Here is a 26830-nt window from a genome sequence, read left to right as displayed (position 1 = left end):
GTCACTCCCGCTTTCCGGCGTCGCGCCGTACCAGGCCGAAGAGCCGGCGGCCGATGCCGACCAGACCCTTGGGCGCCACCATGATGAAGACGAAGACGACGGTCGAGTAGAACAGCACCGAATAGACGCCGTCGCCGTCGGAGATGGTCATGCCGACCTCGCGCAGCAGCACGAAGACGGCGGCGCCGAGCACCGGGCCGAACAGGCTGCCCATGCCGCCGATGATCGCGGTGAAGATGGCGTTCACCGACTGGGTCAGGCCGAACGCGCTTTCGGGGTCGATGAACAGCAGGGATTGGGCGTAGATGGCGCCGATCAGACCGGCCATCGCGGCGCTCAGGCACAGCGCCCCCAGGCGCACCCCGCGGATGTTCACCCCGGAGGCGTCGGCGGCGACCGGGTCGTCGCGGACCGACCGGAACAGCAGGCCGAGCCGGGAGCGCAGCAGCGCCCAGGTCAGCAGCAGGTATCCGGCGACGATGACCAGCGTGATCTCGTACAGCGGCACCTGGGTGTCGAACTGCATCATGCCGGCGTCACCGAGGTGCAGCGGCAGGGACAGCCCGGCCGCGCCGCCGGTCAGGCCGACCAGCTGGTTGGCCGCGACCCCGAGCATCAGCGCCGTGCCGAACGTGATGAGCCCGAAGAACAGCCCCGAGACGCGCAGCGCGATCAGGCCGACCAGCAGCCCGACCACCGCGGCGCCGATCGCGGCCAGCCCCAGCCCCAGCCAGGGCGACAGCCCGGTGTGGTAGCTGAAGATGGCCATCACGTAGGCGCCGGCGCCGAAGAAGGCGGCGTGGCCGAACGCGTACTGGCCGGTGTAGCCGGCGAGCAGGTGCCAGGACAGGCCGTACCCGGCGTAGATCGCGATCTGCATGAGGATGCCGACGCTGTAGTCGTCGGGGAACGCCCACAGCGGAAGGGAGGCGCAGATGAGCAGGACCAGCACCGCGCCGGCCGCTTTCGCCGGCGTTCGTCGCGACCGCGCGGCCGGGGACGGCGGCGTCACCGGCGCCGTGCCCGCGTCGCGGGAGATGTCAGTCGACACGGGCCAACCTCCCGAAGAGCCCGGCCGGCTTCACGACCAGAATGAACAGGAACAGCAGGAAGACGTAGGCGTTCTGCAGGGCCGGCGACTGGTAGGTGGCGGTGACCTGCTGGACCACGGCCAGGATGAGGCCGCCCAGGAACGCTCCAGGCAGCGAGCCGGCCCCGCCGACCAGCACGGCGGCGAACGCCAGGACCAGCAGGTTGGCCCCCACCGACGGGGTCACCGGGTAGAAGGTGATCAGCGTGGCGCCGGCCGCGCCGGCCAGCAGCGCGCCGAGCGAGAAGGCCACCAGGTAGGCGCGCCGGGTGTTGATCCCCTGCAGCCGGGCCGCCACCGCGTCGTCCACCGAGGCGCGGATGTCACGCCCGATGCCGGAGCGGGTGAGCAGCAGCCACAGGCCGCCGGCCAGCAGCAGGCTGATGCCCAGCCCGATCACCTTCCAGACCCCCAGGTGGACGCCGCCCAGCTGGAAGATCTCGGTGATGGTGTCCAGGCTCCGCGCGTCCTGGCCGAACAGGCCCTGGGTCCCGGCGGTGATGATCGCCGAGAGGGTGATGGTGGCGATCAGCTGGATCTCGTGCGGCTCCTCCTTGAGCCGGTTGAAGACGGTGGTGAAGAACACCGCGCCCACCAGCCCGAAGAGCACCATCGCCACCGGGATGACCGCGAACGGGTTCCAGCCGTACTGGGAGACGGCGAAGAAGCCGAGGAACATCGCGAGCATCACGAAGTCACCGTGGGTGAAGTTGATGATCCGTAGCGTCCCGAACTGCAGGGCGAACCCGACGCTGAAGATGCCGTAGACGCCGCCGATGAGCAGGCCGTTGAGCAGCGTCTCGAGGAGCAGGTTCATCGCACCTCCTTTCCGTTGTGTCCGGCCTGGCCGGGGGCTGCGCGGGACCGGCGGGCCGGCCGGCCCGGCCGGCGCCGTCTCCCAGGGGTGATCACGTGATCAGAGCTTCGGCTTGGCCTTGGCGTCCTTCTCCGGCCAGACCGTGACCGGCTTGCCGCCCTGGTACTGGATCATCAGCGGGTAGGCGGACTCGTTGAGCCCGGTGGCGTTGAAGCGCACCGCGCCCCCCGGGTACAGCTCGGCCGGCCCGTCGGAGATGTTCAGCGTGCGCAGCGCGTCGGCGACCTTCTTGGCGTCGGCCGAGCCGGCCTTGTCGATGGCCTTGGCGATCAGCCAGGCCCCGACGTACGCCGTGCCCGACTCGGCCGGCATGAACGTCCCGGAGTGCTGGGCGTTGTAGCGCTTGGCCACGTCCGCGGCCCTCGGCGTGATGTCGCCGTTGAACGGGACGGTCGCCAGCACGCCGTCGACGCCCGCGCCGAGCGAGTCGACGAACGCCTGGGTGGTCACCCCGGCCCCGCCGAGGCCGACCACCGGGACGTCGATGCCGCGCGCCCGGATCGCCTTGACGATCTGGATCTCCGCCAGGTCAGGGCCGTTGAGCAGCAGGATCTCCGGCTTGGCCGCCGCGATCCGGTTGACCAGCGCGTTGGTGTCGGTGATGTTGGCCGGGTACTGCACCTTCAGCACGACGTCGAAGTTCGCCTTCGGCGCCGCCTCCACCGCCGCCGCGTACTGCTGCTGGCCGGAGGCGTCGTCGGAGGCGAGGATCGCCGCGCTCGGCGGCTTCTTCCCGGCCGCCTCGTACATCCCGACCAGGTAGTCGAAGACCGAGGTGGAGAACGCCTTCGCGGTGGGGGTGGTCTTGAAGGTGTTCTTGTAGCCGCGGGTGACCAGCTCGTCGGAGAACGACTGGGTGACGTCGGCGACGCCCGCCCGCTCGGCCACCGTCGACACGGTGAGCGTGTAGCTGCTGAGGTAGGCGCCGAGCAGGCCGGCCACCTTGTCGCGCTGCAGCAGCTGGCGGGCGGCCGAGGCGGCGGTCTGCGGGTCGTTGCCCGCGTCGGCCACCTTCGCCACCAGCTTGCGGCCGCCGAGGACCCCGCCGGCCGCGTTGATGTCGTTGATCGCCAGCTGGGCGCCGCGCAGGGAGTTCTCCCCCTGGGTCTTCCACACCCCGGACGTGGGATAGACGAGGGCGATCGGAATGTCGGAGTCGCCGCTCGCGTCGGCGGAGTCGCTCCGGCCGCCGCACGCCGCGGTCAGGGCGACGGCGGCGGTCGTGGCGACCGCGAGCATCGCTTTCATTGCCGTTCGGGGGACGCGCATGAGGGGTCCTTTCGCTGCCCGGCCTTCAGCGGGCCGGTTGTTCATCGCAGCGGTCGGCCGCCGGCGGGGGACCGCCGTCAGTCCGGTTCGCTGAGCTCGAAGAGTTGTCGGACGTGGGCCAGACCGGTACGCAGATGCGCGCGCATCGCGCGGTCGGCGGCATCGGGATCGCGGGTCTCCAGGGCCTGGAGGATCGCCCGATGCTCGTCGTACGCCTGGTGGGCGCGCTCGGTCCGGAACCCCGAACGCGACCGGGCCACGTGCAGCAGCTGGTGCACCTCGCGGCAGCGTGCCTGTAACTGCCGGTTGCCGGCGATGGCCACGATGCGGTCGTGGAAGTCGAGGTCGCGGGGGTAGTGCGCCTCGTCGCTGGAGTGCAGCACCTCACCGGTGGCGTCGAGGAACCGGCGAAGTTCGGCGAGGTCCTCCGGGGTGGCCCGCTCGGCGGCCAGCCGGGCCGCCATGACCTCGATCGCCTCGCGCAGCTCGTACAGCTCGACGGTCTCGGTGGCGCCGAACTCCGGGATGAAGGTGCCGCGGTGCGGGATGCGGTGCACGAGCCCTTCGCTGGTGAGCTGCTGGAGCGCCTCCCGCAGCGGTCCCCGGCTGACGCCCAGGGCCTCGGCCAGCTCGGCCTCGTTGACGCGGTCGCCCGGGCGGAAGTGCCCGCTGAGGATCAGGTCGCGGACCGCGCGAAGCGTCCGTTGCGTGAACGAATCCGGTCGATCGAGGGGACGAGGGACCGGAATGTCCGTTGATGCCATCCGAAACCTCCGTTTGGGGGATGAATGCCGACAGTAAACAGCGAGGTGTCAACTGTCAACAGTTTGCAAACCCTTATTTCAGCAGGTCAGCGTGCCGGCTCCTGGCGATCACCCCGAGACGGCGACGGATGACCGAAAATCGAGCCCGTTCTGTCGGTGGTGGCTGGCACGATCGGCGCCATGAACCAACCCAAGATCGTCTCGGCCGAGGAGTGGCAGCGCGAGCGCGACGCGCTGCTGGCCGCCGAGAAGGAGGCGACCCGGACTCTCGACGCGCTGGCCGCCCGGCGCCGCCGGCTGCCGATGACCGAGGTGACCGGCGCCTACACGTTCGACACCCCCGACGGCCCGCGCGGCCTGCTCGACCTGTTCGAGGGGCGCCGCCAGCTGGTGACCTACCAGTTCATGGACCGCGGGCCGGACGCCTACTGTTCCGGCTGCACCAGCTTCGTCGACAACGTCCCGGTGACCGCGCTCCCGGAGCTCGCCGCGACGGACATCAGCTGGACGATCGTGTCCAACATGCCGCTGGCCCAGATCGAGGCCTACAAGGCACGGCGCGGGTGGACCCTGCCGTTCGTGTCGTCGCACGGCACCTCGTTCGCCGACGACTGCGGGGCCTTCGGCGGCTTCATGCTGTCGGTGTTCCTCCGCGACGGCGACCGGGTCTACCGCACCTACTCCACCACCAACCGCGGGGTGGACCGCATCCTCTTCCTGCGCGACATCCAGGACCTGACCCCTTACGGCCGCCAGGAGGACTGGGAGGACTCCCCGCCCGGCTGGCCCCAGCATCCCACCTACGGCTGATGCCGCTCCGCTCCGGCCGCGGTCCCGCCTTGTCGGACCGCGGCCGGAGCGGCGCACGCCCTCCCGCCCCCTCCGACAGCTCGCGGGAGGGACGCTCATGTGCGCCCTGTCCGGCCCGGCGGACGCTGATCCGTCCGGTCGTCGCCGACCGGTGGCGGGCTCCTCCCCGAGCCCTGACAGATCAGCATCGTGCGGTCCGCCGGCCGCGGCCGGACCGGACAGGACGCGGTCATCGGGACCGCGACCCGCGATGATCGGCCGGTCGGTCCCACGTACGGTTCACCGCGAAGCCACCACTCGGATGACCTCCACGGGTCGTGGTGCGCGAACCGGGTGGCCGGCACGCCGCCCGTCGGGGAGCTCCATATGGATGGACGGGACCGGCCATCCGGCTCGCGCTTCACCCAGTGAGCCGGATGGCCGGTCCGGCTGACAGGGCGGATGACGTTAGGAGACAGGTTTCCGCTGGTAGAAGACCTGTGAGAAAAGTTCGGACCGGTCCGGTCCGAACCGGCATCTGAGGAGCCGACCGGTCAGGCTTCATCCCCGGCGCAGCAGCGGCACCCGCGAGCGGCGGTAAAGCATTTGCTACACTAGAGCGCGTGAAGGAGTGGGAGATCCGCGTCACAAATGATCTGCTCGCCTGGATCAAGGCCTTGGACGAGCGCTCACAGGCGCAGGTGGTCGACGCGATCGACCGCCTGGCAGATGCTGGTCCAGCCCTGGGCCGTCCACTTGTGGACAGAATCGAAGGGTCACGATTGCACAATTTGAAGGAGCTACGTCCCGGATCGGCAGGCCGATCCGAGATTCGCATCCTTTTTGCGTTCGATCCGTGGCGATCAGCGATTTTGCTCTTAGGTGGCGATAAATCAGGAGATTGGTCGGGCTGGTACAGAAAGGCAATACCTCACGCCGAGGATCTGTACGAGGCCTACCTCAAAGAACGCCAGGCCGAGGAGGAACAGTGATGACATCCTTTCCGAAGTGGCGTGATGTCCGAGCCGACATCGTGGCCGCAGCGGGCGGCGAGGAGGGGATCGCCGAAGCCAAGAAGCGCAATCAGGCATACATCGACGGTCACCGACTCGCCGATCGCCGCAAAGCGCTAGGACTATCACAATCCGAGGTGGCCGATCGAATGGGCGTGACTAAAAGCCGCATATCGCAGATCGAGCGTGGAGAGGTTTCCACTGTCGAGGCCATCGCGCGCTATGTTCAGGCTCTTGGTGGCCACATCCAGATCTCGGCCGTATTCGGCGATGATCTATACATCCTTCGCGGTACCGATACTCATGCCGCGTGATGATTCGAACGGCCGATAGAAGGAAAGCAGCAGCAGTCAAGCTTGCCTCGTAATCGTTCACAGGCCATCACCTGGCCCGGCCATAGGACTTGCCCATCGGAAGGGCACTCACCATCTGCCGGTTCAAGCCGGGTCCGGGACCGCGTGCCACGAGCGCGTGGCGGCCCCGGCATCAGTTAGCCGCCTACCGTGACGGTCCTCAGCGCGCCGTGCCCACGACTTGGTCGATGCACCGCGACCGCCCCGCCGCATCGGCGTGCGCCGAGGCGGTTCCTACCCCTTGTCCTATTCCATAGAATTCGTAACGCCGCCTGATTCGCTTGCTGATCAGTCAGCCGAGGGATTCCATGAAAAGCGTGGGGCGGAGCGCGGGCCGGCTTCGTTCAGTCCAGTCGGACTTCGCTCCAGACGATTTTTCCGCCTTCGGCCGGCCAGCGGGTGCCCCAGGTCAGGGAGAGTACGTCGACTATGTGAAGTCCGCGGCCGTTCTCCGCGTCGTTCCGGGCGTGCGTCACGAGAGGACGGCCTGGGCTGCCGTCCCATACTTCGATGGTGATCCGAGTGGCCTGCCGGGACAGGCGCAGGGCGAGGTGGGCCGGGTCGGAAAGGTCGGCGGTGGAGGCGCGCGCGGCGTTGGCGACCAGCTCGGAGACGACGAGCAGGACGTCGTCGGCCTTGCCGTCCAGACCCCACTCCCCCAGCTGCTGCCGCGCGTATCGCCGGGCGAGCGCCGCCGCGGTCGACGAAGCGGGCAATTTCCACCATATTCCCGCGATAACGACTCCCACCGCATTCTCCTTCGCCTGTCTTTTCCGTTGGCTCCCGCCAAGGGAATCAAGCGTCGTAGAATTTCGAGTAAGGCATCGACCGCACTCGCATTTGTGAGCGCGGCAGGAAATCCGTGAACGGCTGTGAGGGATCGTGAACGGTAACACCATGACGCCACTGGAATTCTTCGCCCGGGAGCTCCGGCAGGCCCGGGAGGCGGCGGGCATGAGCCAGGCGCAACTCGCCACGGCGATGGCGGGCTATTCGCCGTCGTTCGTCGCCATGGTCGAGACCGCCCGGCGGACGCCCAGGCCCGACTTCGCGCGCAGGTGCGACGACCTGCTCACCACCGGCGGCCTGCTCACCCGGCTGACCGAAGACCTGGTCTGCCGCACCATGCCCCCGGAGTGGGTCGGCCGCTGGCTGACGATCGAGGCCCAGGCGACCAGTCTCCTGTCTTACGAGCCGCTGCTCGTTCCTGGCTTGCTGCAGACAGACGAGTACGCCCGCGAGGTGATCGCGGCGTCGGGAAGAGATCTCGACGAGGATGAGCAGGTCCAAGCCCGGCGGGAGCGACGCCGGGTGCTGGACCGGCCGGATCCGCCGATGCTGGTCGCGGTGCTGGACGAAGGGTTGCTACATCGCCCGGTCGGCGGGCCGGAGGTGATGCGTGAGCAGATCGGCCACCTGCTGGCACTTACCCGGCGGCCACGGATCGTCATCCAGATTGTGCCGGCCGCCGTCGGTACCTACGCTGGAATGGCCGGGCCATTCGTCGTCGCCACCATCGGCAACCGTGAGGTCGCGTACGTGGACGGCGCGCTCTGCGGATCCGTCGTCGAGCGCGCGGAGGACGTCGCCACCATGCGGCGGCTCTGGGAGGCGGTGCGGGCCGAGGCGTTGCCAGGTAAGCAGTCGATCGAGCTGATGACCGAGGTGACCGAGACATGGACCTGACCAACGCACACTGGCGGACCTCCTCCTACAGCAGCGGTAACGGCGGTGACTGCGTGCAGGTCGCCACGCTGCCCGATGCCATCGCCGTCCGCGACAGCAAGCGCCCCACCGGCGGCCACCTGCGCATTTCCCGAACCGAATGGCACGACTTCCTCATCACCATCAAGGAGCAGGCATGGACCTGACCCAGGCGCACTGGCGTACTTCCAGTTACACCAGCGGCAATGGCGGCAACTGCGTAGAAGTCGCCGAATTCCCCGACAGCATCGCCGTGCGGGACAGCAAGCGCCGCACCGGCGGCCACCTGCGCGTTTCCCGTGCCGAATGGCGCGACTTCCTCGCCACCATCAAGGAGCGCTGACCCCCGCTCCAGCGGGGCGCCCTACTCGTGGTGGTCCGATCGAGGCCGCATAGTGGACATGTCGTCGTGCCGGGCGAGTGGCCCGGCACGACGCGGTCCCGACGGCTCCTGCCTCTTTCTGGCGGCAGGGAACGGGGTGGGCCGGTGGCGCGGTGCGATTTGTGGGTACCTGAGTGACACCAGTGGCGCATTGGTGACATTCTGGACTATTAACGGGACACACCGTAAACGGCTTGAAGAGGGGTAAGGGCTCCCATTTTCGGGTCGACAGGTCCGACGCCGGTGGATGCGATCGGATGCGATCTTTCTCCGCGGCCACCGAGGGCGAGGGTGGCGCCGGAGCCGGGCGCCGGGCGGGAACGGGCTGGTCAGCGGGGTTTGCTGGGGTGGACGCCGGGCGGGCGGGTCGCCGGAAAGGCGCCGGGAATCCCGACAAATAGCTTATTATCGGACAGCTGAATCTCTACCGGGCGCCGCCATTGATGGCTAGAGTTACCTGCGACAGAATCCCCGTATTTTCCGCACGAGGAGAAGATGGCGTCTCCCCCAGCCGAGCCGCGTGAGCCTGCCTCCGCAGCGGCGGCACCCTCGCCTCTCCCGGGCGGAGCCGACCTGTCCGGTGCGGTGGACCGCCTCCGGGAACGGATCGACGAGCTGGCCGGGCAGGTCGGCGCCGTCGCCGCGGCGGCCGGGCGCGAGCACGAGCGGGCCGCGCACCGCGAGCAGGTGATCGACCGGCTGCACGCCGAGTCCCAGACGCTGCGGCGCGGCCTGCTGGAGGAGGCGCTGACCCCGGTGCGGGCCGCCCTGTACCGCCTGCACGACACGGTCGCCCGCGAGGCGGCGCGCTGGTCGTCGCCGGAGCCGCCGGAGGCGGGCCTGGCCGGTCCGCTGCTGGCCGCGATCGCCGACGAGGTGGCCGAGGTGCTCGGCCGCACCGGCGCCGAGCGGCTCGCGGTGGCGGCGGGCGACGCCTACGACGCGGCCCGGCACCGGCCGGCCGGCACTGAGCAGGTGGCGCCGGAGTCCGATGGCACCGTGGTCCGGGTGGTCGCCGAAGGCTTCGCCTCCGGCGAGCGGACGCTGCGCAAGGCATCGGTGATCGTCGGCCGCGCTGCCGCCGCCGGCGGCCCTCGTTCTCCCGTGCCGTCCGGCCGGAAGGACGGTCCGGCGCCCCCGCGGCCGGCGAGCGGCGACACCGGCGGCGCCAGGACCACCGCTCCGGCGGACAGGGCGAGCGCGGCGGCGAAGCCGGCCGGCGGCCCGCCGGAGAAGAACGCCACCACGACCACTCCGCCATCCGGCGGCCCGGCGGTGAAGGCGCGGACCGCGAAGGCCCCCGGCGGTGGCCGGGATGGGAAGTCGGAGGCCGCCGGCGACAAGCCGGATAAGAACGCGGGCGCCGCCGGCAAGGAACCAGACGAGAAAGCGGACGCCGCCGGCGGCAAGCCGGACGCCGTAGTCGACGGTCCGGCCGAGAAGGCCGGCGCGGCGGGCGGCAAGCCGGACGCGAAGGCGAGTGGTGGCGGTGACGCGCCGGCGGCGGCAGGCGGGACGCCCGGCAAGGGGCGGGCGGTGGCCGAGCGGAAGGCGTCCCGGGCGGCGCCGGACGTCGGGCGGCAGGACGTTGGGGGGCGGGCCGCGCCTGCGGAGGCGGGCGGCGGCGGGGTCGGCGACAAGGACGAGGAGAGCGATTAACCGATGGCTGTTTACGGGATCGACCTGGGCACCACGTACTCCTGCATCGCCAGTGTCGACGAAGTCGGGCGGCCGACGGTGCTGCGCAACCTGGAGGGCGCCGACACCACGCCGTCGGTGGTGTTCTTCGAGTCGCCGGACAACGTGGTGGTGGGCGCCACCGCCAAGGACAGCGCGGTGCTGGAGCCGGACCTGGTGGTCAGCCGGATCAAGCGCGACATGGGGCACGACGTGCCCCGGGTCCGGCACGACCGGCCGTACACGCCGGAGGAAATCTCGGCGTTCATCCTGCGCAAGCTGGCCGAGGACGCGCGCACCGCGACCGGCGACCCGGTGGAGGACGTGGTCATCACCGTCCCGGCGTACTTCGGCGCGGCCGAGCGGGACGCGACCCGCAAGGCCGGGCACATCGCCGGGCTGAACGTCATCGACGTGGTGTCCGAGCCGATCGCCGCGGCGATCACCTACGGGGTGCTGAACCCGGGGCAGGACCACACGATCCTGGTGTACGACCTGGGCGGCGGCACCTTCGACACCACGGTGATCCGGCTGAGCGCCGGCGACATCGAGGTGGTGTGCACCGACGGCGACCACGAGCTCGGCGGCGCCGACTGGGACGACCGGCTGGTGGAGCACCTGGCCGAGCGGTTCCAGGCCGAGCACCCGGACGCGGGCGACCCGCTGCTGGACAAGCAGACCGAGCAGCAGCTGCGCCGGGACGCCGAGGAGCTGAAGAAGACGCTGTCCACCCGCACCCAGCACGTCGTGCGGGTGATGCACGAGGGCCGGGTGGCCACCGTGGAGCTGACCCGCGACGCGCTGGCCGACCTGACCCGCGACCTGCTGGACCGCACGGTGGAGATCACCCGGCGCACGATGGACACCGCCGCGGGCAAGGGGGTGGAGGCCTACGACCACCTGGTGCTGGTGGGCGGTTCCACCAAGATGCCCGCGGTGGCCGAGGCGCTGCAGAAGGAGTTCGAGCTGGTCCCCCGGTTGCAGGACCCGGACCTGGCGGTCGCCAAGGGCGCGGCGCTGTACGCGTTCGAGGAGACCTACCGGCGGCTGCTGACGGCGGGCGAGGAGGAGCAGGCGGAGGACCTGGCGGACCGGGCGGGCATCTCGGCCGACCAGAAGCGGCACATCGCCGGCCGGACGATCCGCACGGTGGCCTCCCGCGGGTTCGGCATCGTGGTCACCGACAAGGAGACCCGGCGGCGCTCGGTGGAGCACCTGGTGCACGCCAACGACGCGCTGCCCGCCGCGGTGACCCAGGACTTCTACACCATCGACTCCGGGCAGACCGGGGTGAGCATCGAGGTGATGGAGCAGGCCGGCGCGGTGGAGTCGGAGGAGCAGGAGGACAACGCCGTGATCGCCGAGGGGGTGCTGAAGATCCCGGCGGGCAAGCCGGCCGGCTGGCCGATCGAGGTGACCTTCGCGCTGGACGCCTCCGGGCTGCTGCAGGTCACCTCGCGCGAGCGGGAGACCGGCGAGGAGCTGGAGCTGCGGGTGCAGATCGGCGGCATGTCGGAGGAGGAGGTGGCCGAGTCCCGGGCCGCCCTGTCCCGCGTCCAGGTCAGCTAGCCGGGCGGCCGGATGCCCTTCGACGAGCGGCTGTACACCCGGGAGGTGCTGGAGCCCGCGCGGGAGGCGGGCGGCGTCCCGCCGGAGGACCTGCGGGCGCGCTACCAGCTCCGCGAGGGCATGGACGCGGCCGAGGTGACCGAGACGGTCCGGCAGGTGCGCCGCTGCTGGCGGCGCGCCCGCGGCATGCTGCGCTACAAGCGGCTGGCCGACCGGCTGGAGGCGGACCACGCCCGGTTCGCACCGATCTTCACCGCGGCGGCGGAGGGCGACCTGCGCCCGCTGCTGGCCGCACTCGGCGAGTCGGAGGACCGGGCGGCCCGCCGGCTGGACGAGGCGCTCGGCCGGCTGGACGACGCCGCCGGGGCGCTGCGGCTGCTGTCCCCGGCGCTGCTGGCGACGATCGCCCGCTCGTGCGGCATCGGCCAGGACGAGGCGCTGTCCCTGGCCGCCGAGCGGTCGATCGAGGTGCGCGAGCCGGACGCGCTGCCGGAGGCCTCGCCCTACCCGGGGTTCGGCAAGGTCCGGGAGGCGCTGGACACCCTCGGCCTGCCGCACCTGGGCCGGTTCCTGTTCGGGGACCGCTGCGCCGGGATGCGGGTGCTGGACGGCTTCACGGTGCCGGGCGCCGCGCCGGTGCCCGAGGCGCTGGCGGCGGCCGAGCAGCGCTGGGCGGCCCGGGCGCGCGGGCCGTGGACCATCAGCGCCGACACCGTGCTGGCCGCGCTGCACGCCGCCGACCCGGCGGCGATGATCAGGTACGACGTGGTGTCGCGGCTGCGCGAGCGGCTGCGCGAGCATCCCCGGGAGGGGAGCCTGCTGCGGCACGCGACGACCGAGCTGGACCTGGCGCCGGGTGACGCGCGCCGGCTGGTGTTCGCGGTGCGCGCCGAGGGCGGCGCCGGCGGCGGGGCGGCGGCCCGGCTGCGCGAGCTGATCGACACCGGCCAGGTGCACGCCGCCGCGGACTTCGCCGCCGCGCTGGACCCGGGGGCGCTGGCCGGCGAGGCGGCGGCGCTGGCCACCGAGGTGCGCGGCCGGCTGGCCCGGGCGACCCGGCTGCGCGACCGGGCCCGGGCCGCCCTTGACCCCGACGACGCGTGGCTGGCGCTGCGCGACGCGCTGCAGCGGGTGCCCGACCTGCCGGGCGCCCGGGAGCTGATGGCCCGGCTGGCCCCGTACCCGGCGCGCTCGCCGCGGGCGGAGGCACAGGACGGCGAGGTGGCGGTGTCCTGGCAGCCGTCGCCGTCGCGGGCCGGCCGCATCGTGTACGAGGTGTACCGCAACGGCACGCCGCTGGTGACGACCGAGCGGCCGTCGGCGCGCGACGAGCGGCCGCCGGTGAACGTGCCGCTGGTGTACTCGGTGGTGGCCCGGCGGGAGGAGGCCGTGGCGATGCCGGCGGCGGCCACCGCGGTGGTGGTCCGGCCGGAACCCGCCGACGTCGCGCTGGTGGCCGGGGACGGCGTGGTGTCGGGCCGGTGGACGGCGCCGGCCGAGGCGTCCCGGGTGGTGGTGACCCGGGACGGGGTGCCGCTGCCCACCGACGGGGCCGGGTTCCGCGACACCGGGGTGGTGAACGGGGCCACCCACGTCTACGTGGTGGCCGCGGCGTACCCGGTGCCGGACGGCGAGGTGCTCACCCCGGGGGTGCGGCGCAGCGTCACCCCGCGCGGGCGGCCGGCCCCGGTGCCGTCGCTCACCCTGACCCCGGACGCGTCAGCGCCGGGCACCTTCCTGGCCCGCTACGACCAGCCGCCGGCCGGCACGGTGGAGATCGTGGCGCTGGACGGGCCGCCCGGCTGGCCGCCGGGCACCACCCTGTCGGTGGGCGAGCTGCGCGCCGCCACCCGGCCGATCCCCGCGGTGCCCACCCGGGACGGGCAGGCGGTGCGCCCCCGGTCCGGGGAGAGCGTGCTGCTGGCGGTGACGGTGGCCGGCGAGCTGGCCACCGTGGGCGCGCACGTGCAGCACGTGAACCTGCCGCCGCCGGGCGGCCTGACCGCCCAGCGCCGCGGGGCCACGGTGTACCTGGGGTTCACCTGGCCGCCGGACGTGCCGGAGGTCGAGGTGCGGTGGAACGGGCAGCACATGATCGTCAGCGCGGCGGCCTACCGGGCGCAGGGCGGGGTGCGGCTGGACGTCCCCGAGGGCGCGCCGGTGGCCATCGAGGTGGCGCCGGCCTCGATGATCCGCGGCACCCGGGTACGCGGCCCGGCCGCGGCGCTGCGGCTGCCCGGGCACGTCCCGGTGCGCTACGACCTGGTCCGGCAGGGGCCGGCCTGGCGGCGCTCGGTGGTCGTCGAGGTGACCGCGGACCGCCCGGTGCGGCTGCGCCGGCTGGCGCTGGTGCTCAAGCCGGGGCACGTGCAGCCGACCTCCCCCGGCGACGGCGTGCTGCTCGACGCGTGGACCGACCTGGAGGTGCCCGCCCGGCTGACCGTGCCGGCGCCGCGCCAGGAGCGGCCTTACTGGCTGCGCTGCTTCGCCGAGGGGCCCGAGGACGGCGTCGCCGGGCCCGGCGGCGAGGTGGCCCTGATCGACCCGCCGGTGCGGCGGCTGAAGGTGGACTGAAATCCCGTGCTCATCACCTGCCCGTTCTGCTTCGCCCGGCTGGACCGCGGCCGGATCGCGTTCCGCTGCGCGGGCCGCCCGGGGCGCGGCGGCTGCGAGGCCGAGCTGGACGAGACCCTGGCCCGCTACCTGGGCTCGCCGGCCGCCGCCTCGCTGCCGCCGGTGTTCTCGGTGCGCCGGCCGGGCCGCCGCGCCGACTGCCCGTACTGCGGGCACTCCACCGGCTGGCGGGCCTGCCCGGAGTGCCACAACCGGCTGCCCGCCGAGTACTGCGCCAACCCCGGCAAGATCGTCGCGCTGGTGGGGGCGAAGGGCGCCGGCAAGAGCACCTACATCGCGGTGCTGCTGCACGAGCTGACCAACCGGGTGGGGGCGGAGCTGGACGCCTCGCTGGTGGCCTGCGACGACCGGACGATCGCCCGGTACAAGCGGGACTTCGCCCGCCCGCTGTACGGGGAACACCGGCTGCTGGCCACCACCCAGCCGGCCGCCGCCGAGCCGCGCGACCCGCTGGTGTACCTGCTGACCCGCACCGTGCCGGGCCGGCTGCGCAGCCGGACGGTGTCGCTGACCCTGGTGCTGTTCGACACCGCGGGCGAGGACCTGCGCAGCCGCGAGTCGACCGAGACCCACCTGCGCTACCTGAACGCGGCGGACGCCATCATCTTCCTGCTGGACCCGCTGGAGCTGCCCGGCGCGAAGCCGGCGCTGAGCGGCCCGGCCCGGGCGCGCGGCGGGGTGAACGCCGCCGACCCCGACAGCGACCCGATCAACGTCATCAGCCGGGTCACCGAGCTGCTGCGCGACCGGTCCGGCTCGGGGCGGCTGAAGGTGCCGGTCGCGGTGGCGATCAGCAAGATCGACGCGCTGCGCGAGGGCATGGACGCCCGCTCGGCGCTGCACCGCGCCCGCACCCCGTCCGGCACGCTGGACCTGGACGACCGGGAGGCGGTGCACGAGCAGGTGCGGGCGCTGCTGGAGGAGTGGCAGGCGGCGATGGTGGACCGCTACCTGCGCCAGCACTTCACCGACTTCGGGCTGTTCGGCCTGTCGGCGCTGGGCGAGATCCCGGCCGCGGACGAGGTCAGCCCTGGTGGTATCCGCCCGTACCGGGTGGAAGATCCGCTGCTGTGGCTGCTGTACCGGTTCGGCATGATCCGCGGGGTGCGCGGGTGACCGGGCGGAGGATGGCGTAGTGGCCTGGCAGCTGCACTACACCTCGGCGGCCGGCGGGCCGGACGGGCGGGCCGGGTTCCAGGTGGTCGCCGCCTCCCCCGGCCTGCCGCCCGGCCTGGCCGGGCAGGTCGCCGCCCGGCTGGCCTACCGGCCGCCGCCCGGCGCGCCGCTGGCGCCGACCGGCGAGCAGCTCGCGGACTTCCCGGTGGCGCTGGCCTACGAGGTGCTGGACGGCCGGTGGTGCCTGCTCACCCGGTGCGTGTACCTGGGTCGCGACTATTCGGGCCGGTACGGCAACTTCCTCGGCCACGCGGTGGTCGCCGAGGCGGACGAGCTGACCGGCCTGCGGCCGGTGGAGATGTGGCGCTCCCCGCTGTGGGCGGCCGAGCCGGCGCCGCCGGGCACCGAGCTGGCCGAGCTGGACGACCTGCCGCCCGGCGACGGCACCGACCCCGAGTCGCTGGCCGGCTGGCTGGCGGCCGGCGGCGAGCCGGCCTACCGGCGGCTGGCGCTGCTGCTGGACGCGGTCGGCGGCGTGCTGGCCCGCGGGCACGGGCGGGTGGTGCTGGTGTCGGCGGAGGTCGAGGAGATCGTCCGGTGGCTGGCGGTGGTCTCGTTCTCGCTGCCCTGGCCGGCGGCGGCGCGGCTGGCGTTCGCCACCTACAGCGGAGATCCGGCGGCGGCGGCGCAGCCGCTGGTGGGCACCACCCCGGACTGCTGGCTGCCGGCCGGCACCGACGACGAGGTGGTGCGGCTCGCCGAGCCGCACCCGCCCGGCCCGCCGCCCGGCCGGTTCGCCCGCACCACGGCCGACTGCTGGCGCCAGCTGGACCTGGCCGGCCTGGACGCGCTCGGCGAGCTGGCCGCGCTGCCCGCCCCGGACGGCGGCCGTGCCGCCCCCGGCCCGGACACCTGGGCGGCGCTGCTGGCCTTCTGCCGGGGCGACCCGAGCGTGACCGCCGCGGAGGAGGCGGCCGTCGCGCGGGCGCTGCGCGCCGACCTGCCCGGCGAGGTGTGGGACGACCTGGCCGCCGCGGCCGGCCGGATGGGGTACGAGCTGGCGTCCGCCGCCCGCGCGGTGGCGCCGCCGGGCGCCGACGATGCCTACGCCGCCCGGTGCGCGGTGCTGGCCCTGCGCGACACCGGCCTGCCCGCGCCCGCGCCGGCCCGGTCGGCCGAGGTCCGCGCCCGGCTCGGCGCCGAGGCCGATCGGGCGCTGGCCGCCGCCGGCGACCTCGGCGAGCTGGCCGCGGTGCTGCGCACCGCCCGGGCGGTGCACGCCCCGGTGGACGCCGGGCTGCTGGCGTCGGCGACCCGGGCGCTGGTCCGGGCCGGCCGCGGCGACCTCGGCCGGCTGCTGGACACCGTGCCCGACGAGGCACGCGCGGCGGTGCTGGCCGGGGCGGTGCCCGGCCTGGAGGAGGCGCCCGACCACGTCCGCGACGGCCTGCCGGCGGCCGCGGTGCGCCGGCTGGCCGGCGCGGACCTGTCGGCGGCGCCGCGCACCGCGCTGTCGCTGGTCCTGGCCCAGGTGCGGCACGGCCTGCTCGGCCGCCCCGCCGCCACCGCCCGCCTGCTGGACCTGGCCGCCGCCACCGCCACGAAGGGCCCGGCGGCCGGGCCCGGGATCACCGCCGGGAACCGGCCTTTGTGGCCGGGCCGGACACCGGACACCACCGGGGGCACACCCGGCGAGCTCGCGGGCGTCCCCGGCCCGGGCCCGGCACCGGACACCACCGGGAAGTCACCCGGCGAGCCCACCGGCCGGCGGGAGCGCGCGAACCGCGACGTCCGCGCTGACCAGGATGAGGTAATGGGCGCCGACGTCACGGGCGTCCCAGGACCGGGCGCGACACCAGACCCGGCCGGGGACTCCCCCGGCACGACGTCCGGCGCCCCAGGGCCGGACGGGATACCTGATCCCGCCGGGGACGCACCCGGCGCGGCCGGTGGCCGGGAGCCGGGCGAGACGCTGGACGCGGCGCTGGAGGAGGTGTGGCGAGAGCCGCCGGCGCCGGCGGAGTGCGCCGAGCTGGTCGAGCTGCTGGGCGCGGCACTGGACGTCTCCCCCCGGCTGCGCGACCTGCCGGCCCGCGCGTTCCGCGCGGCCGGCGTCGCCGACCCCGGCTGCGTGCGGCTGGCGAAGCGGGTCGCCGCCCTGGTGCCGGGCTACCCGGCCCGGGACGCCGAGGCGGTCCTGCTGGCGGCCGCCCTGCCGGCGGCGGCGAGCGCCGCCGAGGCGGCGGAGCTGCTGGCCCGGCTGTACGCGCTGGAGCGCGAGGCCGACGAGGAGGTGTCGCGGGAGGCCGCCACGCTCGCCGCCCGCACCCTGGCCGGCGAGGCACCGGCCCGGCGGGCCGACGTGGCCGGCGCGCTGCCCGATGCCGGCCGTGCCCGGCTGGCCGGCGACTGGCTGGCCGCCGCGGGCACCCGCGAGGAGGCCGGCGCGCTGCTGGAGGTGGCGCTGCTGCTGCACCTGGCGGGCGTCCCGCTGCCGGCCGAGCTGGCCGGCTGGGCCAGGTCCCGGCTGTCCGGGCCGTTCGGCCGGCCGCCGGCCTGGGCGCGCCGGGACGAGCGGCTGGCCGCCGCCGCCCGCGAGCTGGCCCGGGGCGAGGGTGCCGTGCACCCGGAGGCCCGCTGATGCCGTTCGTCTTCGTGGTCGGCCTGGTGGTGTGGGGCGGCTGCATGTACTTCGGGTTCCGCTACGGGTTCCCGGTGCTGTGCGCGGCCACGCTGGTCGCCGCCACCCTGGCCGGGGCCGTGCACTGGTTCACCCGGGCCGCCCGGGTGCTGCTGCCGGCCGGCGCGGCCGGCGCCTCCCCCACCGTGCCCGCCGCCGCCGGGCCGGGCCGCGACCCGGTGTACCGCCACTACGCGTTCGCGCAGGCCCCGCTGGACTGGTGGCGGACGGTCCGGCTCGCGGTGCCGTCCGCGCTGGCCGCCGCCCGGTCGATCCTGGCCAGGGTGACGCGGTGGCTGATGGGCAACCTGCAGGGGCTGTTCCTGCTGCCGCTGTGGCTGGCCGTCGTCACCGGGATGGCGCTGGCCGTCGTCCCGGTCGGGCTGGTCGCCGCCGCGTTCACGCTGGCCTGGGCGCTGGTCACCGCGACCGGGATGCTGGCCTGGCTGGCCTGCGCCGGGTTGCTGCGCGGCGTGGAGGAGGCCGTCATGCTGGTGCGGCGCATCCTGCAGACCTGCCCGCACCCGCAGTGCTACGCGCGCATCGCGCTGCCGGAGTACGCCTGCCCCACCTGTGACCTGCGGCACCGCCATCTGGCCCCGAACCTCGACGGGGCGTTCCGGCACGTGTGCCGGTGCGGCACCCGGCTGCCCACCGCGATCGTGCTCGGCCGCTTCCGGCTGCGCGCCTACTGCCCGGAGTGCGGCCGGGTGCTGCCGCACCGGATCGGCCGCGCCCGGATCGAGCCGCTGCCCTTTGTCGGCGGCCCGGACGCGGGCAAGACGACGTTCATGGTGCTGGCCATCAACGCGCTGCACGGCGTGGTGCGAGCGGCGCGCGGGCGGGCCGGGTTCGTCGTGGAGGGGGACGAGATCGCCTTCGCCCGGCTGCGCCGGGAGCTGCGGCACGGCCGGGTGGCCAAGACCACGACCCCGGCGCCGTCCGCCACGATGATCGACGTCACCATGCCGGGCGCCCGGGACGGTGACCGCATCATCTACCTGTTCGACCCGGCCGGGGAGAGCTACACCGGCGCCTCGCGGGTCGAGGAGATGAGCTACCTGGCGCACGGCGAGGCGATGCTCATCGTGGTGGACCCCTTCGCGCTGCCGCTGGTGCGGCGGGCCCTCACCCCGGCCGAGCGGGACGACCTGGCGGCCGCCGGGGTGGTGTTCTCGCCGGAGGACCCGGCCGACACCTTCCAGCGGGTCCGCAACGAGCTGGCCGCCCGCTCCGACGGCGGCCGGCAGCAGCGGGTGGCCGTGGTGGTCACCAAGGCCGATCTGCTGCTGCGGACCAGCGTGGGCAGCGGGGCCGGCGAGCTGCCGGGCTGGTTCGACGGCGTGGGGCTGGGCAACATGGCCCGCGACCTGGCCAAGACGGCGGCCGAGGTACGCTACCTGGCCTCCGGGCTGCCGCCCGACGACCCGGCCATCGGCCGGCTGCTCGCCTGGCTCACCGGCCTGCCGGTGCCCGAGCCGGCCGCGCCGGGCACCGGCGCCGCGCCGGCCCTGCCGGAGGCCGGCGTTGACCGCGACGGCCGGCAGGACGACCGGCAGGACGACCGGCAGGGCGAGGACGGCGAGAGCGGGCTGACCACCACCGACCTGCGCGGCCCGTGGGCGCCCCGCCGCCGGCCGGCGACGCTGGCACCGGTGAGCTACCGGCTGTTCCGGTGGGCGGTGTTCGCCGCCTCCACCGTGATCGGAGTGGCCGCGCTGGCGCTGCTCGGCGTCCGCGCGGCCCTGCTGCTGCGCGGCCTGCCCTGGTGACCGGACCCCGCGGTGACCGGACCTGTGATCCCTGGGCCCGTCACGATCGGACCCGTGGTGTCCCGGACCCCGCGGTGACCAGCTCCAGTGATGACCGGACCTCGTCATGACCGGACCTCGTCATGATCGGACCCCGTGGCGACCGGACTCCGTCGTGAGCCGCCACCGTCATGAGCCGCCCCGTCGTGAGTCGCCCGCGTGGGGAGCGGACCCCGTGGTGATCGGGCTCAGGCCGGGATGATCCAGGTGGCCTTGGCCGCGGCGACCAGCGTGCCGTCCACCTCGTACACCGCGCTGGTGCCGAAGAGCTTGCGCCGCTCGCGACCGGTCGCCCGGGCCACGACGGAGTAGGTGCCGCCCGGGTAGACCCGGCGGAACAGCCGGGCGGTCATCCGGCCGAGCAGCCCTGGACCGCCCGCGTCCACGTTCGCCCACCCGGACGGGCAGTCCAGCGCCGCCCAGACGAGCGCGTCCGGCACGGTGCCGTCCGGCTCGGTGATGGTCATCGGGACGCGCCATCCCGCGGCGATCAGGCCGGTGCCGGGCACCGGGCCGGGGAAGATCCGCAGGCCGTCGCCCGGGCCGCGCAGCCCGCAGACGAAGCAGCCGGGTACCGGGTGATGGCCGGTGAGCCCCGCGAAGCCGGCCTCGGCCCGCGCCGCGTCCGGGAACGGCACGAACGGCGGCGGGGTGAGGTCCTCGGCCACCGGGATGGCCTCGGCCAGCACCTGGCCGTCGAGCGAGAGCGTGCCGGAGTTGGCCACGTGCCCCACCGCGAGCTCGGTGTCCAGCGGCACCGGGCGGTGCAGCGTCACCTCCACCGGGTGGTCCCGGTCGAGCGTGCCGGGCAGGGTGGCCGCGAGCGTGCCGGCCACCCAGCCGCCGTTGGCCGTGCCCTCCGGGCCACGGAACCGGGCCGGTACGGTGAGCGCGGTCTGCAGGCAGCCGGCGGACGTTCCCATGCTGAAAGACCTCCATCCTGCTCCCCGGTCCGGGGAGCCGAAAAGTGGAAAAGCACTAGATACCACAGATCCGCCGATGTACACCGGCGGACCCCACGATGCCGGTGCCGCCGGGCTTCCGGACGGACCGGCGAGACGGTGCCCGGCCCGCGAGGGCCGGCGGCGGGCGCGATGACCGCTTGCCCAACGGCCGGGCGGAGTGATCCACGCCATCGACCGGCGGACGGCCGATACCGGACTCCCCGACGACCCGGCAGAGCGGCTCCAGGTACCGGACCGGCGGACGGCCGATACCGGACTCCCCGACGACCCGGCGGAGCGGCCCGCAGCACCGGGCGGCGGGGCGGGGCGGGGCGGGCGGATCTCGGGGTGGCGGGGCGGGTGACACCCGATGCTAGCGGCGGCCCGGCGGCGGATGATGCCTGCGTCGGGCCTTCCGGCTCGTCCCTCCCCGACAGGAAGGCATGCCCCCATGCGACCTCCGCGCCGGTTACGCCGGCCTGCGCCCTGGCGCCCGGCCCTGATCGGCCTGCTGGCCTCCCTACTCGTCACGGTCCTCGGCGTCCTGCCCGCGAGCGCCGGCACCCCGGTCCCCCGGCCGACCACCCCGCCCATCAAGCCCACGCTGGTGCCGGTCCCGCCGACCGGGTTCCCGGTGCCGCCGACGCTGCCGCCCGACCCCACCCCGACGCCCACGCCACCCCCGACCACCCCGACGACGGTGGTGGGGTTCGGTGACAGCTACACCAGCGGCGAGGGCGCGAGCAGCGGCAGCACCTACGTCCCCAACGCCGACGGCAGCGAGGACACCCGGCACCGGTCCGGCTACGCGCCGCTGCACGTGGCCTGGGTCGCCCTGGAGGCGAACCGCTACCCGGCGCTGAGCTACACCATCCAGCCCCAGCAGATGAAGAGCACCTGGGGCCCGGACCGGCTGATCTTCAATGCCTCCTCGGGCGCGGAGACCAAGCACCTCACCGACCCGCAGTACGAGGACGAGAAGCACCCGAACGTGCACGAGGTGCGCAATCCCGCCCAGCTCGCCGGGGTGCCCACCGGCGACGTGGACATCGCGTACTTCGGGCTCGGCGGCAACGACGCCGGCTTCGGCCCGCTGCTGGCCACCGCGCTCAAGGCGTACGCCAAGGGCGTGGCCAAGGGGAACCCGGTGCACGGGTGGGGGATGCAGCTGGTCGCGGTGAAGGCCGAGGTGGAGCGGCACCTGCAGCAGATGGGGCAGGTCTCGGCGAACGTCGAGCAGGGCCTGGTCAAGGCGAAGGAGGCGGCCGGCGACAAGGCCGAACTGGTCGTGGCGCTCTACCCGCTGGCCGTCAAGCCGTCCGGGAACAAGGACATCGGCGGCTTCACCGGGGCGGCCCTGGACGCGCTGTATCCGTTCGCCGCCGGGGCGAACCAGGCGATCCGGGACGCGGTGTCGCGCTACCGGGCCCGTTTCCCGGGAGTGAAGGTGCACGTGTTCGACCCCAACTCCGACGGGCCGGGCGGCACCAGCGTGGTCGCCGGCCACGAACTCGGCCAGCCCGACTCCTACTTCAACGCGCTGAAGTTCCGCGGCGCCATCGCCGCCCAGGGCAAGCTGTTCCTGGCGCTGCAGGAGAGCTTCCACCCCAACGAGCCGGGCGACTTCGCCATCGGCAAGGCCCTGGCGTACTGGATGGCCCGCGAGTTCCCCAACCTGTACCCGAAGGGACCCGACTTCTCGGTGATCAACGCGGCTCCGATGGCCGCCGCCGACGATCCCACCGCCGCCGACCAGTACGCGGCGTGGATCAACGCGCATCCCGAGCAGGCCTGTGACGGCACGCCCGACGACAGCATCTGCCACTTCATCTCCGAGGAGGGCGACCTGCTGTTCCCCACCGACGTGATGACCGATCCCATCCCGCTGCGGCCCATCCCGGGCGCCACCGTCGTCAGCGGCCCGGGCGGGGGCACCCCGGGCAGCGGCGGCACGTCCACCTGGATCAGCGCCACCTACAGCAGCGCCCCCTCGGGGGTCCCGTCCACCGGGGTGACGAACACCTCGACCGGGGATCCGTGCGAGATCAAGGCGGCGGATCCGCTGATGAAGAGCATCACGGTCACGACGTCGACGGTCAGCGGCGGCGGCCTGCAGCAGCCCATCAACGTGGTCTATGTGGGACTCACCAGGATCGTGCCGTCCGATCCGTGCGCCAAGAAGGAGAAGGTCGACCCCACCGAGCTCCAGCAGATGATGGACGACTGGCTGGCCGGCGGCGACTCCGGCGACTCCGGCGACTGACCGCGCCACCGGGCGGTACCGGGCCGGAGCCGCGGTGGCGGACGCCCTCCGGCGCGGCTCCGGTCCGGCCCCGCCCCGCGTTCGTCTCCCGGCGGTCGGCAGATCGCCCGGGTGGCGCTGCAGGACGCGGTCATGGGCCGGCCGGCCGCCCACCGATCCGCGCCGGCCGGGTGCCCGAGGGGGGCACCCGGCCGGCGTGCCGTCAACCGCCCGGGACCGGGATGTCGCCCTGGCCGGCCAGCCGCCGGGCGAGCGCCACCCGGGAGCGGACGTCCAACTTGCTAAAGATGCTGGCCACGTGGGTCTCCACCGTCTTGCGGCTGAGCCGCAGGCGCTCGGCCACCTCGCGGTTGGTCAGCCCCTGGCCGACCAGGGCGGCCACCTCGCGTTCCCGGGCGGTCAGCGCCGGCGAGCCGGCGGCCGTGCCCGCCGGCTGCCGGGGCCCGCGCGCGGCCAGCCGCCGCTCCGCCCGGACCAGCCGGCCGGCCAGCCAGTCGGCGCCCGACTCGCGGTAGGCGGCCTTGGCCTGGGCGATCGCGTCGCGGCACGCCGGAAGGTCGCCCGTCCGGTCGTGCACGGTGGCCAGCAGCTGGTGGGCCAGGCCGCGCTCGACGACGGCGCCGCACTCGGCGAAGTGCCCGGCGGCGGTCCGGGCGGCCGCCGCGGCCCCGGCCAGGTCGTCGCTCCCGCACAGCGCGCGGGCGCGGGCGTCGTGGGCGGTGCCCAGATCGTAGGCGGTGCCGCCGGCTGCCGCGGCCACCGCCGCCGCGGCCCGGCCGAGCGCCGTCCCGGTGTCGCCGCCGGCGCCGGCCCGGATCGACTCCACCGCGAGCCGCTCGACCTCGGTATCCCGGGACAGCGGGTCCGGCAGCGGCGGCACCTCCCCCGGCCCGGCGCCGCCCGCGGCGAGCCGTACCCGGGCCACCGACACGTTCGCCATCGCCCGCCACCAGGCCGAGCCGGGGCCGGACGCGGCGACCTGGCCGGCCAGCGCCACGGCCGGCCGCGCGCCGTGCCGCCACAGCACGGGCAGCAGCATGACGCCGCGGGCCATCGCGAGGGTCTCGCTGCTCTTGATGTACTCCGACGCCGCCACGGCGTGCTCGGCGGCCTCGATGGCCTCGGCCAGCCGGCCGGCGCGGGCCAGGCACCGCGCCTGGCCGATCAGCAGGTAGGGCATCGCGTAGCTGCGGCCGGACATCGTCGCCAGGTCGATGCCCCGCTGCAGGTGGCGCGCGGCCTCGGCCACCCGGCCCAGGCAGGTCTCGCTCCAGGCGAGCGGCGCGACCAGCTCGACGTGCCGGACCAGCGCGGCGTCCGGCGCGCCGTCCATCAGCCAGCCGGCGCGCGTGGCGTGCGCGCGCGCCGCGGCCACGTCACCGTCCTGCAGGCAGGCCAGCGCCAGCAGCGCCTGCGCCGCGCAGCCGAGCGCCGCGTCGCCGGTGCGCGCGGTCACCTCGGCGGCCTCCAGCGCGTACCGGCGCACCTCGGCCGGGTCGGCGCGCAGCGTCGCCACTGCGGCGAGCTCCACCAGCAGCTGGCTGCGCACCTTGAGGTCCAGCCCGGCCCGGCCGGCCTGCGCGCTGAGCAGCGCCCGGGCCTCGTCCAGCCGGCCGAGCAGCCGGGAGATCACCGAGGAGAAGGCGACCGCGGCCGAGGACACGTCGAGCGGCAGGTCGATGACCTGGTGCAGGATGCGCCGGCTCTCGGTCAGCGAACCCATCACGCCGGTGCCGCGGGACAGGCCGGTGAGCAGGTGCGCGCGGTAGGGCATCAGGTCGTCCCGGTCGGGCAGCACCCGCAGGGCCTCGCGGAGCAGGCGCACCGCGGTGGCCGGCGCCGAGTCCAGGGACGCGACGCCGGCCTCGCCCAGCGTCCGGGCGGCCCGCTCGTCCCCCGGCTCGGCGTACCGCTCGGTGTGGTGGGCGAGCAGGGCCAGCGATCCGCCGTTGCGGCGCAGGTGGCCGGCGATACGGGCGTGCGCCGCGACGCGCCAGCCGGCCCCGCACGTGTCGTAGGCGGCGGCGCGCAGCAGCGGATGGCGGAAGGCGAACCGGGTGCCGGCCAGCGCGCCGAGGCCGTACCGGCACAGCTCGTCCACCGCCGCGGCGGCCGCGGCGGGCTCCAGCTCGGCGACCTGCGAGATCACCACGGGTGAGGCCAGCTCGCCCGCGACCGCCGCCGCGTGCGCGGCCCGCCGGCCGGCCGGGGTGAGGCGGTCCAGCTCGCGGCGCAGCACCGCCAGCAGCGTCCGCTCCAGGGCGGGCGCGGCACCGGGGCGGCCCTCGGCCAGCTCGGCCAGCGTGGGGTCGTCGGCGTCCCGCAGCGCCCGCAGGAACAGCGGGTTCCCGCCGCTGGCCCGGTACATCAGCCGGCGGCGGGCCGGGCCGGTCTCCGGCGGCATCAGCAGGTCGGCCGCGTCCTCGTCCAGCGGCGCCAGGCCGAGCCGGACGACGTGCGCGTCCGCCCGGGCGGCGTCGGCCACCACCGGCGGGATCATGGCCGAGCGGCAGGCGATCGCCATCAGGAAGCCGGCGGCCGGCGGCCGGCGCAGCAGGAACTCGGTCAGCTCGAGCGACGGGTCGTCCGCCCAGTGCAGGTCGTCGAGCACGAGCACCGCGCCCCGGCCGGCCGCCAGGTGGGCGAGCAGCGCCCGGATGCCGCGGTAGGTGTGGTAACGGTCCAGCCGCCCGCGCTCGGTGTCGCCCGCCTGGCCGGCCCGGCCCGCCGACAGCAGGGTGTCCAGCGCCGCCTCCGCCAGCCCGCCGGGCCCGGTGCCCGCCGCCGCGCCGCCGGACGGGCCGTACTCGTCCGACAGCCGGGTGAAGGCGTCCACGTACATCCCGAACGGGACCAGGCGCTCGAACTCGGTGGCGCCCCCGGCCAGCACGGCGTGCCCGGCGGCGCGTGCCCGCTCGACGAGATATCCGAGCAGCCGGGTCTTGCCCACTCCCGGCTCGCCGTCGATCAGGACCAGGCCGCGGCCGCCCGCCGCCGCGCCGGCGACGGCCGCCTCGATCCGCGCCAGCTCGCCGGCCCGCCCGACCGGCTCCGGCCCCGCCACCGGGACCCGGCCGGCCCCGGCCGGCCCGCCATCGATCATCGCGTCCTCCGGTCGGTCCGGCGGTCACCGCGGGATCCGCCGGACGATCAACGGTGCGAGACGATGCTCATACAGATCCCGGCCGATGTCCACGGACGGTCACCGGCCGGGCGGGGCCGCTAGCGGCGGCGCCGCCAGTCGGCCCGGGTGAGCTGGTACTCCACCTCGCCGTGCTCGGATCCGTCGATCGCCTCCGGCCAATCCTCGGTGAAAGACCGTACGAACGACAGACCCGCCTTCTCCATCACCCGCCTCGACCGGACGTTCACCGCCATCGTGTTGGCGGTGACCAGGGTGACGCCGAGGGCGGTGAACCCCTTGTCGATCAGGGCGCGCGCGCCCTCGGTGGCCAGCCCCCGGCCCCAGGCGGCCCGGCCCAGCCGGTAGCCGAGCTCGACCACGGCCGGATCGTGCTCGTCCACCGGCCGGAACTCGAACCAGCCCAGGAAGGCCCCGGTGGAGCGTTCGTCGGCGGCCCAGAAACCGCGGGTGCCGATGCAGGCGTACTCGCGGCACAGCCGGGGCAGGGTCACCGTCTCGATCTCCTCGCGGCTCGCCGGCCGGCCGCCGTTGATGAACCGCATGACCTCGGGGTCGCCGTGCAGGGCGAGCAGCCCGCCGGCGTCGGCCGCGGTGACCGGTCGTAGCACCAGCCGTTCGGTGCGCAGGAAAGCGTCCATCCCGCGATGTTCGCCCCCGCCGCCCCGGCTCCGCCACCCGATTACCGGAGGGACACCTGGAGCCGCGGATCGGGCATCTCCGGCCGGCGGTGCGCCGCCGGCCGGAGAGACC

Annotated in this window: 21 protein-coding genes; 13 read left to right on the top strand and 8 right to left on the bottom strand. The window is 74.4% G+C overall.

Annotation, left to right across the window (positions count from 1 at the left end; translation table 11 throughout):
* Position 1: 1 nt before the first annotated feature.
* From Sru01_RS04865 to Sru01_RS04850, 4 genes are all read right to left on the bottom strand, one after another.
* Positions 2-1051, bottom strand: a complete 1050-nt coding sequence (locus tag Sru01_RS04865; protein ID WP_203982627.1) for a branched-chain amino acid ABC transporter permease — start codon at positions 1049-1051, stop codon at positions 2-4.
* Complete coding sequence (locus Sru01_RS04860) at positions 1041-1907, bottom strand: branched-chain amino acid ABC transporter permease (RefSeq protein WP_203982626.1); 867 nt, start codon at positions 1905-1907, stop codon at positions 1041-1043. Before Sru01_RS04860 ends, Sru01_RS04865 begins: the two co-directional genes overlap by 11 nt.
* A 99-nt stretch (positions 1908-2006) precedes the next feature.
* Positions 2007-3236, bottom strand: a complete 1230-nt coding sequence (locus Sru01_RS04855) for an ABC transporter substrate-binding protein (protein WP_203982625.1) — start codon at positions 3234-3236, stop codon at positions 2007-2009.
* A 77-nt stretch (positions 3237-3313) separates the two neighbouring features.
* A complete protein-coding gene (locus Sru01_RS04850; protein WP_203982624.1) occupies positions 3314-4000 on the bottom strand; it encodes a GntR family transcriptional regulator in 687 nt (228 codons plus the stop codon).
* Between the two features lie 180 nt (positions 4001-4180).
* On the opposite strand from Sru01_RS04850, the gene Sru01_RS04845 reads away from it, so the two are divergent.
* The 3 genes from Sru01_RS04845 to Sru01_RS04835 all read left to right on the top strand — a co-directional run bounded on the left by Sru01_RS04845 (position 4181) and on the right by Sru01_RS04835 (position 6116).
* Positions 4181-4810, top strand: a complete 630-nt coding sequence (locus Sru01_RS04845) for a DUF899 domain-containing protein (RefSeq protein ID WP_203982623.1) — start codon at positions 4181-4183, stop codon at positions 4808-4810.
* 602 nt (positions 4811-5412) lie between these two features.
* Positions 5413-5781 carry a type II toxin-antitoxin system RelE/ParE family toxin gene (locus tag Sru01_RS04840; protein ID WP_203982622.1) on the top strand — a complete coding sequence of 123 codons (369 nt, stop codon included), beginning with the start codon at positions 5413-5415 and terminating at the stop codon, positions 5779-5781.
* Positions 5781-6116: a helix-turn-helix domain-containing protein gene (locus Sru01_RS04835; RefSeq protein ID WP_203982621.1), complete on the top strand. Its 336-nt coding sequence runs from the start codon at positions 5781-5783 to the stop codon at positions 6114-6116. Before Sru01_RS04840 ends, Sru01_RS04835 begins: the two co-directional genes overlap by 1 nt.
* 383 nt (positions 6117-6499) lie before the next feature.
* On the opposite strand, the gene Sru01_RS04830 is transcribed toward Sru01_RS04835, so the two are convergent.
* Positions 6500-6904, bottom strand: coding sequence for an ATP-binding protein (locus tag Sru01_RS04830; protein WP_203982620.1), 405 nt, complete (start codon positions 6902-6904; stop codon positions 6500-6502).
* Between the two features lie 148 nt (positions 6905-7052).
* Here Sru01_RS04830 and Sru01_RS04825 point away from each other — a divergent pair, with 148 nt between their 5' ends.
* From Sru01_RS04825 to Sru01_RS04785, 9 genes are all read left to right on the top strand, one after another.
* Positions 7053-7841 carry a helix-turn-helix domain-containing protein gene (locus tag Sru01_RS04825; RefSeq protein ID WP_203982619.1) on the top strand — a complete coding sequence of 263 codons (789 nt, stop codon included), beginning with the start codon at positions 7053-7055 and terminating at the stop codon, positions 7839-7841.
* Complete coding sequence (locus Sru01_RS04820; protein WP_203982618.1) at positions 7832-8026, top strand: DUF397 domain-containing protein; 195 nt, start codon at positions 7832-7834, stop codon at positions 8024-8026. The genes Sru01_RS04825 and Sru01_RS04820 overlap by 10 nt, the downstream gene beginning before the upstream one ends.
* A complete protein-coding gene (locus tag Sru01_RS04815) occupies positions 8017-8202 on the top strand; it encodes a DUF397 domain-containing protein (protein WP_203982617.1) in 186 nt (61 codons plus the stop codon). The genes Sru01_RS04820 and Sru01_RS04815 overlap by 10 nt, the downstream gene beginning before the upstream one ends.
* Before the next feature lie 624 nt (positions 8203-8826).
* The gene (locus tag Sru01_RS04810) at positions 8827-9900 is read left to right on the top strand and encodes a nucleotide exchange factor GrpE (protein WP_239136916.1); all 1074 of its coding nucleotides are present in this window, start codon (positions 8827-8829) and stop codon (positions 9898-9900) included.
* Between the two features lie 3 nt (positions 9901-9903).
* The gene (locus Sru01_RS04805; protein WP_203982615.1) at positions 9904-11487 is read left to right on the top strand and encodes an Hsp70 family protein; all 1584 of its coding nucleotides are present in this window, start codon (positions 9904-9906) and stop codon (positions 11485-11487) included.
* Positions 11488-11499: 12 nt separating this feature from the next.
* Positions 11500-14061: a fibronectin type III domain-containing protein gene (locus Sru01_RS04800; RefSeq protein ID WP_203982614.1), complete on the top strand. Its 2562-nt coding sequence runs from the start codon at positions 11500-11502 to the stop codon at positions 14059-14061.
* 6 nt (positions 14062-14067) lie between these two features.
* A complete protein-coding gene (locus Sru01_RS04795) occupies positions 14068-15237 on the top strand; it encodes a TRAFAC clade GTPase domain-containing protein (RefSeq protein WP_203982613.1) in 1170 nt (389 codons plus the stop codon).
* Positions 15238-15256: 19 nt separating this feature from the next.
* Positions 15257-17878 (top strand): GAP1-N2 domain-containing protein, encoded by a 2622-nt coding sequence (locus Sru01_RS04790; protein ID WP_203982612.1) that lies wholly within the window; start codon positions 15257-15259, stop codon positions 17876-17878.
* Positions 17878-19689 carry a TRAFAC clade GTPase domain-containing protein gene (locus Sru01_RS04785; protein ID WP_203982611.1) on the top strand — a complete coding sequence of 604 codons (1812 nt, stop codon included), beginning with the start codon at positions 17878-17880 and terminating at the stop codon, positions 19687-19689. Before Sru01_RS04790 ends, Sru01_RS04785 begins: the two co-directional genes overlap by 1 nt.
* Before the next feature lie 227 nt (positions 19690-19916).
* Here Sru01_RS04785 and Sru01_RS04780 read toward each other — a convergent pair whose 3' ends face one another.
* On the bottom strand, positions 19917-20651 hold the full coding sequence (locus tag Sru01_RS04780) for a hotdog fold domain-containing protein (protein WP_203982610.1): 735 nt from the start codon (positions 20649-20651) through the stop codon (positions 19917-19919).
* A gap of 472 nt (positions 20652-21123) precedes the next feature.
* Between Sru01_RS04780 and Sru01_RS04775 the strand changes: the two genes are divergently transcribed.
* Complete coding sequence (locus Sru01_RS04775) at positions 21124-22935, top strand: SGNH/GDSL hydrolase family protein (protein ID WP_203982609.1); 1812 nt, start codon at positions 21124-21126, stop codon at positions 22933-22935.
* Between the two features lie 202 nt (positions 22936-23137).
* On the opposite strand, the gene Sru01_RS04770 is transcribed toward Sru01_RS04775, so the two are convergent.
* Positions 23138-26038: an ATP-binding protein gene (locus Sru01_RS04770; RefSeq protein ID WP_203982608.1), complete on the bottom strand. Its 2901-nt coding sequence runs from the start codon at positions 26036-26038 to the stop codon at positions 23138-23140.
* 119 nt (positions 26039-26157) lie between these two features.
* Positions 26158-26718, bottom strand: coding sequence for a GNAT family N-acetyltransferase (locus tag Sru01_RS04765; RefSeq protein WP_203982607.1), 561 nt, complete (start codon positions 26716-26718; stop codon positions 26158-26160).
* Positions 26719-26830 lie beyond the last annotated feature (112 nt).

It is taken from the genome of Sphaerisporangium rufum (genome assembly GCF_016863395.1).
Taxonomy (GTDB): Bacteria; Actinomycetota; Actinomycetes; order Streptosporangiales; family Streptosporangiaceae; genus Sphaerisporangium; species Sphaerisporangium rufum.
This window is presented reverse-complemented; position numbering and strand designations above follow the sequence as displayed.